Source organism: Brevundimonas diminuta 3F5N (assembly GCF_900163625.1).
Classification (GTDB): Bacteria; Pseudomonadota; Alphaproteobacteria; order Caulobacterales; family Caulobacteraceae; genus Brevundimonas; species Brevundimonas diminuta_A.
Genome location: NZ_FUIE01000079.1, coordinates 1 through 16069 on the forward strand (window position 1 = coordinate 1; position 16069 = coordinate 16069).

The following is a 16069-nucleotide window of genomic DNA, read 5'->3' on the forward strand; positions in this document are numbered from 1 at the left end:
CCGCGCCCTGGCCCTGTGCGGCGCGGGCATGGCCGCCCTGGCCGCCGTGGCCGAGGACGCCGCCGCCCGCGATCAGGCCCACGCCCTGTTCGACGCCGCCGCCCAGCTGTTCACGCCCGACCACAGCCCGCTGGACTGGGCCGCCATCCAGGTGATGCGCGCCGAGCGCGAGACCCTGCCGCCGCTGGTGCTGGTCCAGGCCGAGACCCTAACCGAGGGCGGGGGCCTGATCCTGGGCGCCCTGGCCCATGAACAGCGGGTGGCCCAGGAGGCCGCGCGCGCGGGCGCCGTCGGCGATCTGACGGCCCTGCTGGAGATCGAGGGCGCCCTGCGGCGGCGCCTGGTGCGGCCTTCGGTCTCGGCCACGCCGCTGGACTGGGCGGCCGAGCAGATCGGCCTGGCGCGCATCGCCCTGGCCCGCGCCCGCTGGACCGGCGAAACGCCCCGCGCCGTGGGCCTGATGCTGGCCGAGGCGGCCCAGACCGCGCGCGAGCACGGCGCCTCCAGCCTGGCCGAACGCGCCGAACGCCTGACGCCGCGCCCGCAAACCGTCTGAGCGCGCCGGGGCGAGCGCACGCGCGGCCTTGACCCGGCCCCATTGGGCGCCTAGCTCACGGGCTTCGCAGAAGGGTTCCGACACAGTGACCGAACAAACCGCCGCCGATCCCGTCCACGCCTTCATCGCCCAGACGGTGGCCGAGCATGACGTGGTGCTCTTCATGAAGGGCACGCCGGATTCGCCGCGCTGCGGCTTCTCCTCGGTCACGGTTCAGATCCTCGACCACGTGGGCGCGGCCTTCGTCGGCGTCGACGTGCTGCAGGACGAAGCCCTGCGCGAAGGCATCAAGGCCTTCACCGACTGGCCGACCATCCCCCAGCTTTATGTGAAGGGCGAATTCGTCGGCGGCTCGGACATCGTGCGCGAGATGTTCCAGTCGGGCGAACTGGCCGCCCTGATGGCCGAAAAAGGCGTAGCCTTGGGCGAAGCCTAACCCGATGGCCCGGCCGCAGCTGCAACCGCGTGAGGACCGCGAGGTCTTCGTCGTCCCGCTGGACGTGCGGCCGGAACACATCGACGAGAACAACCACGTCAACAACGTCGTCTACGTCGGCTGGCTGCAGGACGTGGGCACGGCCCACTGGAACGCGCGCTTCGACGACGAGACGCGCGCCCGCTGGTCGTGGATCGCCCTGAGACACGAGATCGACTATCTGCGCGCCATCGAGCCGGGCGCGACCGGCGTCGTCGCCCGCACCTGGGTCGGCGATCCGCAGGGCCCGCGCTTCAACCGCTATGTCCGCATCGAGGACGCCGAAGGCCGCCTGTGCGCGCAAGGCCTGTCCGAATGGTGCCTGGTCGACGCCCAGACCCTGCGTCCTGCCCGTATTCCAGCCGAGATGCTGGGACCGTTCACGGCGTAATCCTCCCTTCTCCCCTTGTGGGAGAAGGTGGCCCGTCAGGGCCGGATGAGGGGTCTTGCGACGGTGAATGAGGTTGCGAGGCGAATGTCCCGCAACCCCTCATCCGTCAGGCTCCGCCTGCCACCTTCTCCCACAAGGGGAGAAGGACGATGGATCAGCCCGCGATCTGGCCGAAGTCGGCGACGCGGTTCATGACGCCGCGCACTTGAACCAGCAGCTTCAGGCGGTTTTCACGCTCTTCGGCCACGTCGGAGTTGACCATGACGGCGGTGAAGAAGGCGTCCACCGGACCGCGCAGGGCGGCCAGGGCCGTCATGGCGGCGGCGAAGTCCTCGGCCTCCAGCGCCGCGTCCACGGCCGAGGCGGCGGCGGCGGCGGCGAAGGCCAGGGCGGTCTCTTCCGCCGGCTGGTTCGGCAGGCCGGTGGCGACGGCGCCCTCAGGCAGCGGTCCCTTCTTCTCCTCAGCCTTGAGCAGTTGCGCGGCGCGCTTGTAGCCCGCCAGCAGGTTGGCTCCGTCGTCCGTCGCCAGGAAGGCGGCCAGCGCCTCCACCCGACGCACGATCCGCACAAGATCGTCGTCGCCCAGTGCGAAGACGGCCGCCACGAGATCGTGACGCTGGCCCTTGTCGCGCAGAAGGACGGTCAGACGGTCGGCGAAGAATGCGAGGAGGCCATGCGCATCGCGACCCTCACCAATCCGTTGTCCCAACGGGAAGCTCTCTGCGAGCATATCATCGCGAGCTTTGACAAGTTCCTCGACCTTGCCCGACAACTCACCAACAAGTTCAGCCGGCAGTGCGCTGACATCTGCAATCGAAGTTAGCGTTTGAGTACGAGCCTCGACGATCAAGCTATCCAGCTTCACACGCGCGCCCTGCACACGTCCGACTGCCGACAAGGAGATCCGCGTCCCATTCTCCAGCACCAGCCGGATCACGCCCAGCGCAGCGCGGCGCAACGCATAGGGGTCTTTCGAGCCCGTGGGCTTTTCGTCGATGGTGAAGAAGCCGACCAGGGTGTCCAGCTTTTCGGCCATGGCGACGGCGACCGTGACCGGGGCGGTCGGGACGGTGTCGCCCGGTCCCTGAGGCTTGTAGTGGTCGCGGATGGCGTCGGCCACGGCGTCGGGCTGACCGGCCAGACGGGCGTAGTAGCCGCCCATGATCCCCTGCAGTTCCGGGAACTCGCCCACCATGCCCGAGGCCAGGTCGGCCTTGGACAGGCGCGCGGCCTGTTCGGCCTGAGCCGGATCGGCGCCCACCAGCGGGGCGATCTCGCGCGCCAACGCCGCGATGCGGTCCACCCGCTCGGACAGCGTGCCCAGCTTGGCGTGGAAGGTGACGTCCTTCAGCTTGGCGTTCCAGGCGTCGAAGCCGACCTTCTGGTCCTCGGTCCAGAAGAACTCCGCGTCGCTCAGGCGGGCCGACAGCACCTTGGCGTTGCCGGCGGCCAGGGCCGCGCCGCCGTCGGTCGCCTCGACGTTGGCGACGACGACGAAGTGCGGGGCCAAGCCTTCCTTGCCCGGTTCGCGCACGGCGAAATACTTCTGGTGCACCTTCATCGACAGCTGGACCACTTCCGGCGGCAGGGCCAGGAACTGCGGGTCCATGTCGCCCAGGATCGGCGTCGGCCATTCGGCCAGACCCGACACCTCGTCCAGCAGGCCGTCGTCATCGACCAGGGCCAGCCCCTTGGCCGCGCAGACGGCCTTGGCGCCTTCGAGGATGCGCAGCTTGCGGTCGGCGGCGTCCAGCAGGACGAAGTTGCGCTCCAGCTTGGCGCGATAGTCGGCGAAGTCCTTGACCGCGAACGGCTGGCCCGCGCCCATGAAGCGGTGGCCCTCGGTCACGTCGCCCGACGGGATGCCGTCGACTTCAAACGGAATCACCGCCCCATCGTACAGGGCCAGGATGCGCTTGATCGGTCGCACCCAACGCAGGGTTCCCGTGCCCCAGCGCATCGACTTGGGCCAGGGGAAGTGGCGGATGATGTCGTCGACGCTCTCGGCCACGACCTCGGTGGTCGCCCGGCCCTTACTGCTGATTTCGGCGAACCAGACGCCGTCGCGCTCGACCAGTTGGTCCTGCGTCAGGCCGGTCTTGCGCAGGAAGCCTTCCAGCGCCTGCGCCGGGGCGGACGTTTTCGGCCCCTTCAGCTCTTCATTGCGGTCGGGCGTGGCGGCGGGCAGGCCGTCGATCACCAGCGTCAGGCGACGCGGCCCGGCGTAGGTCGTAAGCGCGTCCCAGGTCAGGCCTGCGGCCTTCAAGCGGTCAGACGCCATGCGCTCCAGATCGCGCGCGGCGCCGGGCTGCATACGGGCGGGGATTTCTTCAGAGAAGATTTCGAGGAGAAGCTGGGACATCAGGCGGTCGCCCGTTCGTGTTCGACTTGAGCCCATTCTGTCTGGGCAACGGCGCAGGCTTTGCACAGGTCGCGGATGCGGCCGATGTAGCTCTGGCGTTCGGCGACGGCGATGGCGCCGCGGGCGTCCATCAGGTTGAACAGGTGCGAGGCCTTCAGCACCTGATCATAGGCAGGCAGGACCAGCGGCTGGCCTTGCGGACCCTTCATGGTCAGGAAGTGGGCGGCCTCGCGCTCCATGTCCTCGAAGCGGCGCTTCAACGCGGCGACGTCATAGCCGTGGAAGTTGGCTTCGGACTGCTGACGCTCGTTCTCGAGGAAGACCTCGCCGTAGGTCAGGCCTTCCTTGTTGAACTTCAGGTCATAGACGTTGTCGACGCCCTGAACATACATGGCCAGACGCTCCAGCCCGTAGGTCAGCTCGCCCGAGACCACGTCGACCTCGATGCCGCCGACGCCCTGGAAATAGGTGAACTGCGTCACCTCCATGCCGTCGCACCAGACTTCCCAGCCCAGCCCCCAGGCACCGACAGTGGGGTTCTCCCAGTCGTCCTCGACGAAGCGGATGTCATGCAGGCTGGGGTCGATGCCGATGGCGGCCAGCGAGCCGAGATACAGCTCCTGCAGGTTGTCGGGGTTCGGCTTCAGGATGACCTGATACTGGTAATAGTGCTGCAGCCGGTTGGGGTTCTCGCCGTAGCGACCGTCGCCGGGGCGGCGCGAGGGCTGGACGTAGGCGGCCTTCCACGGCTTGGGACCGAGGGCGCGCAAGACGGTCGCGGGGTGCAAGGTGCCGGCGCCGACCTCGATGTCATACGGCTGCAAAATGGCGCAGCCCTGATCGCTCCAATAGTGGTGCAGGGTCAGGATCAGGTCCTGAAACGAGAGAGGTTCAGCAGCGGCCACGGTCGACATTTCGGTCCGATTTCGGGAGGCGCGGACCATAGGGCCGCCACGCTTCGCCAGCAAGGCGAGGCGGCCGAAACCTTCACCCTTCTGCAAGCGCAGATGCGCTAGAAGGCGGCCATGATGCAGCAACGGATCGATCAAATGCGCCGCCGGGCGGCGCGCTACCTGGGCGTGCGGCCGGTGACGGTGGCGCCTGCGCGCGGGATTCTCAGCCTCAGCTTCGACGACTTCCCAGCCAGCGCCTGGACCGAGGCCGGGCCGATCCTGGCCGAGCATGGGATCAGGGCGACCTATTACGTCGCGGGCGGTCTGTGCGGCGGCGAGAACATCGGCAAGGCCCAGTTCGAGGTCGAGCATCTTCAGTCCGCGCATGAGGTCGGGCATGAAGTCGGCTGCCACACCTTCGACCACGTCAGCGCCCTGCGCCTGAGCCCCGCCGAGCTGACGGACCAACTGGCGCGCAACGCCGCTTGGGTGGGCGAGCGGCTGGACGGCCACGTCATGACCACCTTCGCCTGGCCTTTCGGCGACGTGGCCCTGGGCGCCAAGGCCGTGATCGACGAGCGGTTCCTGCTGGGACGCGGCGTGCGCGACGGGGTCAACGCCGGACGCGCCGACCGTGCCAATCTGCAGGCCATCGGCCTGGAGTCCCGCCGCCTGCCCCACTACGACCTGGAGGCGCTGGTCGCCCGCGCGGCTGAGGCGCCCGGCTGGCTGATCGCCTATGGCCACGACGTCGAGAGCGACCCCACCCCCTACGGCTGCACGCCCGAAGACCTGGACCGCCTGATCCGCCTGGCCAAGGCGGCCGGGCTGGAGATCCTGCCGGTCGGCGAAGCGTGGGAGCGGTTGGGCGGAGTCTGAACCTTCCTCACCGCTCATCCCGCCCAAACAAAAACGCCGCCGCCCGCTGAGGGCGACGGCGTCTGTCCGTCAGGATCGCCGGGACCGAAGCCCCGGCGCCCGCCTTATCAGAACCGGAAGCTGACGCGGCCGGTCAGGCGGTGGTCCTTGTAGTCGTCGTTGAAGACGCCCGAGTAGCCGACCTCGATGTTGGTCGACTTGCTTGCTTCGATGTTGAAGCCCAGGCCCGCCTGAAGCGCGCCCGAGTTCAGGTCGGCGCCTTCGACGCGGAACACCGGACCGTCCGAGAAGGCCGCGTTGAACACGGGGCCGTCGCCGCTCAGGTCTTCGGTCCAGGCCAGGTGGCCGATCGCCGACAGCGCCGGGCGGCCGTTCCCGCCCGCCAGGTGCGTCTCCGAACGCAGACCCGCCGTCAGCAGGTCCGAAGTCTGGGAGACGTCGCCCGACAGGGCCGCATCGCCGCCGCGCTCGACCACGTCCGCATCATATTCGACGCGGGTGTAGTTCAGGTACGGCTCCAGCACGGTCGAGCCCATCACCGGCTTGCGCCACGATACTTCGCCGTAGGCCTGCCAGGCTTCGCCGTCGTAACGGCCGGTCAGTTGCTCATTGAAGCGGTTCAGCGAGGCCGAACGGTCCGTGCGGGTGCGCGAGTCCATCCAGGCGCCGCCCAGACGGAAGTCGAAGCCGGCCAGCGTCGCGGCGCCGTAGACGCCGATGTGCTGGGTCTTGACCTCGCCCGTCGAGTGCAGACGGTTGGCGCGGATTTCCGACTGGCTTTCACCGACGGCGACGCCGATGTGGGCGCGGCTGTTGAGCGTCTTCTCGACGCCGGCCAGATAGCCGGTGGCCTCGCTGCGGAAGCCGGCCAGTTCGCCGTTGTCCTGACGCCCGCTGCCGAAGACTCCCGAGGCCCAGACGGCGACGCCGCGACCGTCGATCGCCTCGGTCGTGCCGTTGCGGCCGCGCGTCAGCATGGCGTCACGGATGAAGCGCGAGTCGCCCGAAGCGACGCCCGCCAGGGTGGCGTGAACTTCGCCCGTCAGGCTGTTCAGAGCGCCACGGACGTTAGCGACGCTGCCGTCCAGGATGGCGTCTTCCAGAGCCGTGTTGCGAACCGCTGAAGGCGTAGCTGCGCGCGTCGACGCCGTGGTCGCTTGCGGCGCTGCGGTCAGAACCTCGCCTGTCATGACATCCAGCGCCGCGCCGACCGATGTCTGGTTCGGCGTGACGCCGACCGAGGCGATGGTCACGTCGTTGCGCGCCAGCGTCAGTTGCACGGCCTTGTCGCTGTAGGTCAGGATCGGCTTCAGGAAGGCCAGATCGCTTTCCGCGCCCGCGAAGACGCCGGTGACGCCGCCCTCGGACTGCAGGATGTTCATCCGCGTGCGCAGGTTCCACTCGCCCTGGTCGGCTTTCAGGATGACCTTGCCGCCCTCCAGCGTCGTCGCGCCTTCAACGGCGACGCGCGAGTGCTGGGCGCCGTTCACGCTGGAGCGGATCCACAGGTAGGAGCCGTCCTTGAACACCAGGTTGTCGGCGATGGTCAGCGTGCCGAACGGGTTGGCCTTGTCGCCCGGCGACAGGACGCCGCCCTTGTCGACCACCACGTCAGCCAGACGGCCCACGCCGCCCAACATGCCCAGATCGGCCACGGTCGAGGTCGAGTTGATCAGGCTGCCGTTGACGGTCAGCAGGCCGCCCTCGACGCGGGTCGCGCCGGTGTAGTCATTGGCGCCGGTCAGGATCAGCTCGCCGCCGCCCTTCTTGACGATACCGCCGATGTCGTCGGGGTATTCGGCCAGAACCTCGGCCGAGTAGCGGTCGCGCGCATCGCCGATGTCATTGCTCCACACGTCGACCGTGCCGACGCGAACGTTGACGTCGCGCACGTCACGCAGGGCCGTCGGGCCTTTCAGCGCAACCTCCATCTGCGGCGCGCCCCACCCGGACTTCAGGTCCACGCCCGGCGTGTCCAGATCCAGCGAGCTGGACACCAGGATGTCGCCGATCAGGGCCGTGTCGTACTCGGCGAAATGCTCCATCAGCAGGGCGGCGAAGCCCGAGATGTTCGGCGCCGCCATCGAGGTGCCCGTGTAGGCGTCGTAGCCCGGCCCCGTGTAGGTGACCAACGTCTCCAGGCGCTTGACCAGCAGAGCGTTGGCCTGGGTCAGCACGTCGGCCGAGAACTCCGGCGTCAGGATCGCCATATTGCCGGACGAGACCAGCAGCCCTGCCAGCTGCGAGGTGAAGCCGTCCGGGTCGCCGAGACGGCCGCCGGAAATCAGGGTGATGGCCACGGCCTCTTCGGCCACGCGACGACGTGCGGCGGCCTCGTCGAACGGAAGCCCGGCGTCTTCGGCCGCGTATTTGGCGTTCAGATAGGTATTCAACGCGCCCAGGAAGCGGTTCACCGAAGCGGTCTGCAGCGCCGCGACCGTCGTCGCCGCATAGAGCGGGCGGTAGTCCGCCGGACGGTACTGGGCCACGATGGCGTTGAAATCGAATTCAAAGCCCGGCACCGCCGACACGATCTGATGGCCCGGTCCGGCGACGCACCAGGTCGCGCTCTGGCCGCAGAAGCTGGTCGAGGCGCTGGGCGTCAAGGCGCCCGTATAGTTGGCGACGGACAGCCAGTTGGAACGCAGGCGCGCATCCGACATGGGGGCGAGCGCATCAATGCTGGCGTGGACGCCGTAGCCGTTGCCCGCCGAGAAAACGACCAGGACGTCGTGGTCCAGAACCGGCTTATAGAGGTCGCCGAGATCCTCGCCGAGGAGGTTCTTCACGACGTCAGCCGGCGCATTATAGGGAATGTTGTTCCCCGAGCCCCAGCTGTTGTTGATGATCCGCACTTCGCCCGTATTGGCCAGGTCGATGATGTTCTCCAACGGCGTGCTGACGGTGTCGCCGTTGATGAGGACGTCGCGGTACCATAGGAAGTCGCCGGCGGCGAAGTTGGTCGTGGCCGAATAGATGTTGGCGCCGAAGGCGTTGCCGAACATGGCCTCGCCTTCGATGCGGGCGCCGCCGATGGTGCCGGCGACGTGGGTGCCGTGGCCTTCCCAGCCGCGACGCGGGTTGATGCGGCCGTCGTTGCCGTAGTCGCCCGAGACGACCGTGTTCAGACCCTTGATCTTGCCTTCCCCGCCGAACAGCGGGTGATCCATGTAGACGCCCGCGTCATTGACGCCGACCGTCAGGCCCTTGCCCGACAGGCCCAGGGCGTAAGCATGCTCCAGACCCAGATAGGCCTTGGAATAGTCCACCGTGAACTGGGCGTCTTCACGCCAGGACGTCAACGCCGCGTCGTAGTCCGCAGTGCGCGACCCGTCCGCCATGTAGAACCCGCCCGGCGGCGGCGTGACACTCGTCTGAGCGGAAACATCACTCGCCCAAACCAGGGCGGAACCAGCGGCTGCAACCAAGAGGCCAGCCTTGAACGCGTTAATCATAGATCCCCACAAAAGCGACATAGCTATTCGAAGAGGGGTCGCCTCCGTCTCGGCAGCCCTATGACCGCCGCTCCACGCACCCCTCTCTGAAGCATTTGAGACGGAAACCTCCGCCTACTGTCAATCATGGAACGAAGATCATTCGCTCACGCGCGCCTGGACCAAAACGGTAACGCTTGAGTGTCCCGAAATTGGAATTTCCCTCCAACCCCCGCGCGTCATGACTCACAAGGGCCCGACCGCCGCCTCAATCAGTCTTTTCTTCGCCCGAATTGAACCACAGCCGCGTCATTCTGTCGCAGTTCTCGCCTTAGGGTTGAAGCAGTCCTCGAGCCTGGGCCCAGCGAATCAACGGCTTGCGAGGCCAGCACAACAGCCAGGAGCAGGCGCTGTATTCACCCGTCTCGATCATGGCGCGGCGCGTGGGCGAAGAGGCGGAGGCGCGCTCATCGTGGATCTCGCCGCCGCCCTGATGGATCATGAAGGCGCCGTGGCTCGTCGGCGTGGTCCGCAGATAGGTCAGGCGCGAGCTTATGGTCTCCAGCGGCGGATCGAAGAACCAGCTGGAGCCGATGACGCCCGCCAGCTCTGGCCGCGTCTGCAGCAGGGCCGCCGCCGCGGCCCAGTTGCGTTCCCAACCCGCCTCGTTGAAGTCCGACAAATCGCGCGCCTCGGTGTGGGTCTCCAGCCAGGGTCGCCAGCCGCCCGCCTGAACCCAGGCGATCAGCGGACGGGGACCGCGCCCGCCCAGCATGTGCCGCACGACCAACCCCGGCCCGACGGGCGAGGACAGGTCCAGCATCTGCGTCTTGCTGCCCGGCACGCTGAGCGCCAGTGCCACCCGCACGTCCTTGGCCCAGAAGTCGGGGTCATAGGGATCCGCCCCGCTGTCCAGATAGGCGGCCAGCCGGTCGATATAGGACGGATAGCCCGCCAGCACGGCCTGCGGCAGGCGCTCGGCGGCGATGCGGCCGGGCAGCTCCAGCGCCCAGGCGGCGATCAGGCCGCGCCTCTGGTCGTCGTTCGCCTCCGCGCCCAGCAAGCCGTCCACGGTGCGGGCGGCCAGCTCGAAATCCCAGTGGGGCGCGACCTCGGCGGCGGCGCGGGCCGCGGCGTCCTTGAGCTCGTCCACACGGGCGCGGTCGGCGGGCGACAGATGCGACAGGGCGCGTTCAAAGGCGGCGGTCTGTTCGGGCGTGAGCTGGGTCATGACCGCCAGCTTGGCCGCAGGGGCTGTAAATCCGGTTAAATAACCGCACGCGGTTCGATATCGGGCGCGCCCAACACCACAGGCCGCGACCACCAGCCCGGCCGATCCAGGGCGAAGGCCGCCTCAATCGCCGCCGCGCGGTCGTCGAACAGGCCGAAAACCGTCGCCCCCGATCCCGACATCCGCGTCAGCCGACAGCCCGGCGCGGCGCGCATGGCGGCCAGCGCCCCTTCGATGCCCGGCGTGACGGCCAGGGCGGGCGCCTCCAGGTCGTTCCGCTGAGCAGACAGCCAGTCGATGACAGAGGAGACGGACCAGTCGGCTGGCCCCGACGGCCGATCCGAAGCCCCGGCGGGCGCGGCGTCATAGGCGCGATAGACCGCCCCCGTCGGCGACGGCAGGCCGGGATTCAGCAGCACGCCGTGCAGCGTGGGCAGGCGCGGTTCGTCCTCCAGCACCTCGCCGACGCCCGACGCCCAGGCCGGGCGCGCGCGCAGGCACATGGGTCCGTCCGCCCCCGCGGCCAGGGCCAGGCGTTCCAACTCGCCCTCCGTCAGATCAAGGCCGAGAAGACGCGCCGTCAGCCGCAGCGCCGTCCCCGCATCCGCCGAACCGCCGCCCAGACCGGCGGCGATGGGCAGGCGCTTGTCCAGGGTCACGGCCACGGGCGGATCGCCGATCCCGGCCGCCCCGCCCAGGGCGCGCAGGGCCTTGAGGATCAGATTGTCCCCTTCCCCGTCCAGACCGGCCGAGAACGGCCCCTCGACCATCAGCGACAGGGCCTCGACGCGGCGCACCGTCACCCGGTCGCCGACGTCGGCGAAGGCGGCCAGGCTGACCAGCGGATGATAGCCGTCGGCCTGCACCGGCCCGACATGCAGCAGCAGGTTGATCTTGGCCGGCGCCAGGCCGCTCAGAGCATCGGAAACAGACATGGCGGCGTCAGTCGGCCGCGCCGCCCGCAGACCCCAGTCCCTTGTCCCCGGTCGGATCCTGGCCCAGGCGATCGCGCAACTTGCCCTCGACCTCGCTGCGGCGCTTGTCGTCGACCTCCAGCGTCAGGACGCGGTTCCACTGGAAGCCCGCCTCGCGCTGACGGCCCACGGCCCAATAGGCGTCGCCCAGGTGGTCGTTGATCTCGGCGTTGGCGGGCTCCTTGTCGACGGCGCCCTCCAGATTGACCACCGCCGCCTCATACTGCCCCTGACGGAACTGGGCCCAGCCGAGCGAGTCCTGGATGTTGCCGTCCTTGGGCTCAGCGGCGTGGGCGCGGGCGATCATGGCGGAGCCTTCCTGCACCCGCGTCCCAGTGTCGACCCACAGGTAGCCGAGATAGTTCAACAGGGTCGGATTGTCGGGCTGCATCTGCAGGGCGGCCCACAGCTCGGCCTCCGCCTCGGCGTCCCGGTCCAGGGATTCATAGGCGGCGCCGCGCAGGAAATGGACCTCGAAGCCCTGATCCGCCGTGTTCAGCAGCGGGCCGTTCAACAGCTCCAGCGCGGCTTCGTGCCGCTCCATCTGCATCAGCTGGCCGGCCAGCATATAGGCCACGCCCGCCTCATCCGGACGCACGGCGGCGGCGCGGCGCAGTTCGACCAGGGCCTCTTCATCCCGCCCCGCCTTGGCCAGGCTCATGGCCGTCTGGATGCGGGCGGCGGCGTAGAGGGCGGGCGAAGCCTCGCTGACCTCCGCCAGGGCGGCCCGGCCTGCCGGCTCGATTCCGCCCTGGATCAGGGTCTGGCCGACCAGAAGCTGGGTGTTGTCGCTGGGCGACAGATTCTGAGCCAGGCGCAGGTAGACGACGCCGAACTCATGGGCGCGCTGGGCGATCATCTGGTCAGCGGCGGTGCGCAGCGCCTGGGCGGCGCCCTCGCGGAAGTTCGGCAAGGCGGGCGGACGTCCCTTGGCCAGCACCCGCTCACGCCCCTGGATCACGCGCCGGTCGGCCGTTCCAGCGGTGATGGCGGCGTCATACTGGACCAGGGCGTCCTCTCGGCGACCGCGCCGCTCCAGGAACTCGCCATACGGTTGGCGGAACAGGGCCCCGGCGATGGCGTGGCTGGTCAGGTCGCGCCATTCGGCATCGGCTTCGTCATAGCGACGGCGCTGTTCCAGCAGGCGGGCGCGATTGGCGCGCGCCACCATGGCGCTGACAGGATCAAAATCGGCGGGCGGCATGGCCAGGGCGCGGTCCCAGTCCTTGGCGGCGGCGGCGATCCAGCCCTGAACGTAAAAGCCCGCCCGGTCGTGCGGCTCGCCGACCGGGGCGTTGGTCAGCAAGGCGTCGGCGCGGCGAGCGTCGCCGCCGACGTAGATCTGAACCGCCTGCACCAGGCGTCCCGCCTGGACGATGACAGGCGAAACCTCGGGATCGGTCGGGGCGATGCGGCCCGCTTCGTCCAGATCACCAGCCAGAAGCGCGGCGGTGAAGGCCTGTTCGCGCACGCGCGGCTGTTCCGGCGTCAGGGCGTAGACGCGGCTGAGATAATCGGCCCCGATCGCGCTCTCGCCGCTGGTCAGGGCGTTGCGGCCCGCCAGATAGAGGCCGAAGGCGCTGTTCTTATGGGCGTCGAGCGGGATCGGCGCCCATTCGGCGGGAATGGGCGCGACCTTGGGGTCTTCGGGCGTTTCCGGCTCGTCCGCGATGATGATGTGCGGAACGGGATCGCCGTTCGGCTCGGCGTCCTGCGCTTCAGCGTCCTGCGCGTCCGCCGGAGCTTCGGCCGGCGTTTCCGGGGCGGGCTCGGGAGCCTCCTGCGCCAGGGACGGCGCGGCCAGCGACAGCGCAAGGGCGGAAGCCGCCAGGAACAGGACAGGGCGAGAAGAGACGAAACGCATGGTCGGACCCTTCACGCTTTCCCTTTCGCCCGCAAGATCATGTGGAGGAAAAGCAGCGCAACGCTTCACCCTCCCCTTCATGGGGAGGGTGGTCGGAGCGAAGCGACGAGCGGGTGGGGAGGGCCAGGTGATCCTGGGCGCCGCGCTTGATTTGCCTTGCCGCCCACACCCGACTTGGCTGCTCCGCGCCGCCCTTCGGGTCGGCCTGACGGCCTCAGCCACCCTCCCCATGATGGGGAGGGAAAAGCCGCGCGCGTGTCTTACATGTTCGGATAGTTCGGGCCGCCGCCGCCTTCCGGCGTGGTCCAGACGATGTTCTGCGACGGGTCCTTGATGTCGCAGGTTTTGCAGTGGACGCAGTTCTGGGCGTTGATGACGAAGCGCGGATCGGCGCGGTTCGCCTCGTCCGCATAGACGACTTCATACACGCCCGCCGGGCAATACAGCCGCGCCGGCTCGCCGTACTTCGGCAGGTTGACGGTGATCGGCACGGACGGGTCCAGCAGCTTCAGGTGCGCGGGCTGGTCCTCGGCGTGGTTGGTGTTGGAGATGAAGACGCTCGACAGCTTGTCGAACGACAGCTTCCCGTCCGGCTTGGGATAGGCGATCGGCTTGTGCTGCGAGGCGGGCTCGGTCGAGGCCGCGTCGGTCTTGCCGTGGCGCATGGTGCCGAAGAAGGAGAAGCCGCCCGTCAGGTGGTTGACCCACAGGTCGAACATGCCGACCGCCCCGCCCATCATGGTGCCCAGCTTGGACAGCAGGGGCTTGGCGTTGCGGACGACCTTCAGCTCCTTATAGACCCAAGAGCGCAGGTAGGCCGCCTGATAGGCGCTCAGCACGTCGCCCTCGCGGCCTTCCATGACGGCGTCATAGGCGGCGTCGGCGGCCAGCATGCCGGTCTTCATGGCGTTGTGGCTGCCCTTGATGCGCGGCACGTTCACGAAGCCCGCCGAACAGCCGATCAGGGCGCCGCCGGGGAAGGCCAGTTTCGGCACCGACTGGAAGCCGCCCTCGGTGATGGCGCGGGCGCCGTAGGAGACGCGCGTGCCGCCTTCCAGATGCTCGGCGATGGCCGGGTGGTGCTTGAACTGCTGGAACTCGTCGAACGGCGACAGGAAGGGGTTCTTGTAGTTCAGGTGGACGACGAAGCCGACGGACACATAACGGTCGCCGAAGTGGTACAGGAACGATCCGCCGCCCGTCTTGTCGTCCAGCGGCCAGCCGGTCGTGTGCTGGACCAGGCCGGGCTGGTGCTTCTCGGCGGGGATCTGCCACAGCTCCTTCAGGCCGATGCCGAACTTCTGCGGATCGGCGGCGTCGCACAGGTTGTGGCGGGCCATGATGGTCTTGGCCAGCGAGCCGCGCACGCCCTCGGCGATGAAGACGTATTTGCCGTGCAGTTCGAGGCCCGGTTGGAACTCGCCGGTCGGCTTGCCCTCGCGGTCGATGCCGAAGACGCCCGCGACGACGCCCTTCACCCGGCCCGTCTCTTCTTCCCAGACGACGTGGCTGGCGGCCATGCCGGGATAGACTTCGACGCCCAGCGCCTCGGCCTGTTCGGCCAGCCAGCGCGCGACATTGCCCAGCGAGGCGATGTAGCAGCCGTCGTTGTGCATGAAGGGCGGCAGGGCGAACATCGGCAGGGACGCCTGCCCCTGCGGGCCCAGGACCAGGAACTTGTCCTTGGTCACCGGCGTCTCCAGCGGGGCGCCGCGTTCCTTCCAGTCGGGGAACAGCTCGTTCAGCGCCTTGGGGTCGATGACGGCGCCCGACAGGACGTGGCCGCCGATCTCGGCCGACTTCTCCAGCACGGCGACGGAAATCTCCTTCCCGTCCTTCTCGGCCCGCTGTTTCAGGCGGATGGCGGCGGACAGGCCCGCGGGGCCGCCGCCGACGATGACGACGTCATATTCCATGACCTCACGCTCGACGCCCGACAGGGCCTCCAGCGGCGGCAGGTTGTCGATGACGGCTTCCTGCCATGCGTTCCTGGCGCCGCCTTCGATCATTTCCTCGGCCATGTCCCCTGAATCCTCGTTGTCGTCGTGGTTATCCGCCTTATCGGGAGGTGACGCGGGGGCGGTCAAGGCCTATTGCCTATGGTCATATGAACGCCCCTTCCCTCGACATGGCTGCCGCAGAGGCCCTGTTCGCCTTCTGGCGCGACGCAGGCGTGGACGCCTGTTTCGAGGAAGCGCCGGTCGACCGCACCGTCTTCGTCGCCCCCGTCGCGGCCAAGGGACCGGCCACGATCACGCCCCTGCGCGCCCCCGGCGCCGCGCCCGCACCCGGCGAAGCGGCGGCCGAAGCGCGACGCCTGGCGGCGGCGGCGACCACCCTGGACGAACTGGCCGAGGCCATCGCCGCCTTCGAGGGCTGCCCCCTGCGCGCCATGGGCGCCCGCCAGTCCGTCTTCGCGCGTGGCAATCCGCAAGGCTCACTGATGATCGTCGGCGAAGGCCCCGGCGCCGAAGAGGACGTGCGCGGCCAGCCCTTCGTCGGCCAGGCGGGCCAGTTGCTGGACCGCATCCTGACGGCGGCGGACCTGCTGGACGAAGCCTTCATCACCAACACCGTCTTCTGGAAGACGCCCGGCAACCGCACCCCGACGCCGCAGGAACAGGCGGTCTGCGCCCCCTTCGTCGAGCGCGCCCTGGCTCTGCTGAAGCCCAAGGCCGTGCTGCTGGTCGGCGCGGCCGCCGCCAAGGCCGTGCTGAAGACCGACGACGGCATCATGCGTACGCGCGGCCAGTGGCGCGAATGGCGATTGTCCGAAGGCGGAATCGCCGCGCCCGTCATGGCCACCCTCCACCCCGCCTTCCTGCTGCGTCAGCCGCAGGCCAAGGGCTTGGTTTGGAAGGACATTCTAGATTTGTCCGCTCGACTGCGCGGCGAAGTGGTTGAGCCGGGCGCCTGATTCAGGCATCCTGAACCCTTGGAGACCAGTCCGCAGAGCGTCGTAGAATCCCGGATCGAGACGGGGCCGACGCCGACGAAGGGGGCCGCCGCG

The 16069-nt window shown here is 68.7% G+C and carries 11 protein-coding genes and 1 pseudogene; 5 read left to right on the top strand and 7 right to left on the bottom strand.

The features are described from left to right. The 3 genes and pseudogenes from FM111_RS13735 to FM111_RS13745 form a co-directional block, all read left to right on the top strand. Window positions 1-556, top strand: a pseudogene (locus FM111_RS13735) (hypothetical protein); the annotation flags it as partial. 85 nt (window positions 557-641) lie between these two features. Next, complete coding sequence (gene grxD, locus FM111_RS13740; protein WP_087141491.1) at window positions 642-992, top strand: Grx4 family monothiol glutaredoxin; 351 nt, start codon at window positions 642-644, stop codon at window positions 990-992. Window positions 993-996: 4 nt separating this feature from the next. Further along, entirely contained in the window at window positions 997-1422 is a 426-nt protein-coding gene (locus FM111_RS13745) for an acyl-CoA thioesterase (RefSeq protein ID WP_087141492.1), read from the top strand. A 154-nt stretch (window positions 1423-1576) separates the two neighbouring features. On the opposite strand, the gene glyS is transcribed toward FM111_RS13745, so the two are convergent. Together glyS and FM111_RS13755 are read right to left on the bottom strand one after the other, a co-directional pair. Next, the gene (gene glyS / locus FM111_RS13750) at window positions 1577-3784 is read right to left on the bottom strand and encodes a glycine--tRNA ligase subunit beta (protein WP_087141493.1); all 2208 of its coding nucleotides are present in this window, start codon (window positions 3782-3784) and stop codon (window positions 1577-1579) included. Next, window positions 3784-4698 (bottom strand): glycine--tRNA ligase subunit alpha, encoded by a 915-nt coding sequence (locus FM111_RS13755; RefSeq protein WP_087141539.1) that lies wholly within the window; start codon window positions 4696-4698, stop codon window positions 3784-3786. Before FM111_RS13755 ends, glyS begins: the two co-directional genes overlap by 1 nt. A gap of 111 nt (window positions 4699-4809) precedes the next feature. On the opposite strand from FM111_RS13755, the gene FM111_RS13760 reads away from it, so the two are divergent. Then, window positions 4810-5556: a polysaccharide deacetylase family protein gene (locus FM111_RS13760; RefSeq protein ID WP_087141494.1), complete on the top strand. Its 747-nt coding sequence runs from the start codon at window positions 4810-4812 to the stop codon at window positions 5554-5556. A gap of 107 nt (window positions 5557-5663) precedes the next feature. On the opposite strand, the gene FM111_RS13765 is transcribed toward FM111_RS13760, so the two are convergent. The 5 genes from FM111_RS13765 to FM111_RS13785 all read right to left on the bottom strand — a co-directional run bounded on the left by FM111_RS13765 (window position 5664) and on the right by FM111_RS13785 (window position 14975). Further along, window positions 5664-8897, bottom strand: a complete 3234-nt coding sequence (locus tag FM111_RS13765) for an autotransporter domain-containing protein (RefSeq protein WP_087141495.1) — start codon at window positions 8895-8897, stop codon at window positions 5664-5666. A 424-nt stretch (window positions 8898-9321) separates the two neighbouring features. Then, entirely contained in the window at window positions 9322-10221 is a 900-nt protein-coding gene (locus tag FM111_RS13770) for a hypothetical protein (RefSeq protein WP_087141496.1), read from the bottom strand. 35 nt (window positions 10222-10256) lie between these two features. Further along, entirely contained in the window at window positions 10257-11156 is a 900-nt protein-coding gene (locus FM111_RS13775; RefSeq protein WP_087141497.1) for a 4-(cytidine 5'-diphospho)-2-C-methyl-D-erythritol kinase, read from the bottom strand. 7 nt (window positions 11157-11163) lie between these two features. Continuing rightward, window positions 11164-13059 (bottom strand): tetratricopeptide repeat protein, encoded by a 1896-nt coding sequence (locus FM111_RS13780; protein ID WP_087141540.1) that lies wholly within the window; start codon window positions 13057-13059, stop codon window positions 11164-11166. A gap of 260 nt (window positions 13060-13319) precedes the next feature. After that, window positions 13320-14975 carry an electron transfer flavoprotein-ubiquinone oxidoreductase gene (locus tag FM111_RS13785; protein WP_256968331.1) on the bottom strand — a complete coding sequence of 552 codons (1656 nt, stop codon included), beginning with the start codon at window positions 14973-14975 and terminating at the stop codon, window positions 13320-13322. Window positions 14976-15166: 191 nt separating this feature from the next. Here FM111_RS13785 and FM111_RS13790 point away from each other — a divergent pair, with 191 nt between their 5' ends. Beyond that, on the top strand, window positions 15167-15976 hold the full coding sequence (locus FM111_RS13790; RefSeq protein WP_087141499.1) for a uracil-DNA glycosylase: 810 nt from the start codon (window positions 15167-15169) through the stop codon (window positions 15974-15976). Window positions 15977-16069: the final 93 nt, after the last annotated feature.

Bases quoted from the DNA above. Each gene is read 5' to 3' on its own strand.
- FM111_RS13755 (WP_087141539.1), bottom strand. From the start codon at position 4,698: ATGTCGACCGTGGCCGCTGCTGAACCTCTCTCGTTTCAGGACCTGATC.
- FM111_RS13760 (WP_087141494.1), top strand. From the start codon at position 4,810: ATGATGCAGCAACGGATCGATCAAATGCGCCGCCGGGCGGCGCGCTAC.
- FM111_RS13775 (WP_087141497.1), bottom strand. From the start codon at position 11,156: ATGTCTGTTTCCGATGCTCTGAGCGGCCTGGCGCCGGCCAAGATCAAC.
- FM111_RS13790 (WP_087141499.1), top strand. From the start codon at position 15,167: ATGAACGCCCCTTCCCTCGACATGGCTGCCGCAGAGGCCCTGTTCGCC.
- glyS (WP_087141493.1), bottom strand. From the start codon at position 3,784: ATGTCCCAGCTTCTCCTCGAAATCTTCTCTGAAGAAATCCCCGCCCGT.
- FM111_RS13780 (WP_087141540.1), bottom strand. From the start codon at position 13,059: ATGCGTTTCGTCTCTTCTCGCCCTGTCCTGTTCCTGGCGGCTTCCGCC.
- FM111_RS13765 (WP_087141495.1), bottom strand. From the start codon at position 8,897: ATGGCGGACGGGTCGCGCACTGCGGACTACGACGCGGCGTTGACGTCC.
- FM111_RS13770 (WP_087141496.1), bottom strand. From the start codon at position 10,221: ATGACCCAGCTCACGCCCGAACAGACCGCCGCCTTTGAACGCGCCCTG.
- FM111_RS13785 (WP_256968331.1), bottom strand. From the start codon at position 14,975: ATGGAATATGACGTCGTCATCGTCGGCGGCGGCCCCGCGGGCCTGTCC.
- FM111_RS13745 (WP_087141492.1), top strand. From the start codon at position 997: ATGGCCCGGCCGCAGCTGCAACCGCGTGAGGACCGCGAGGTCTTCGTC.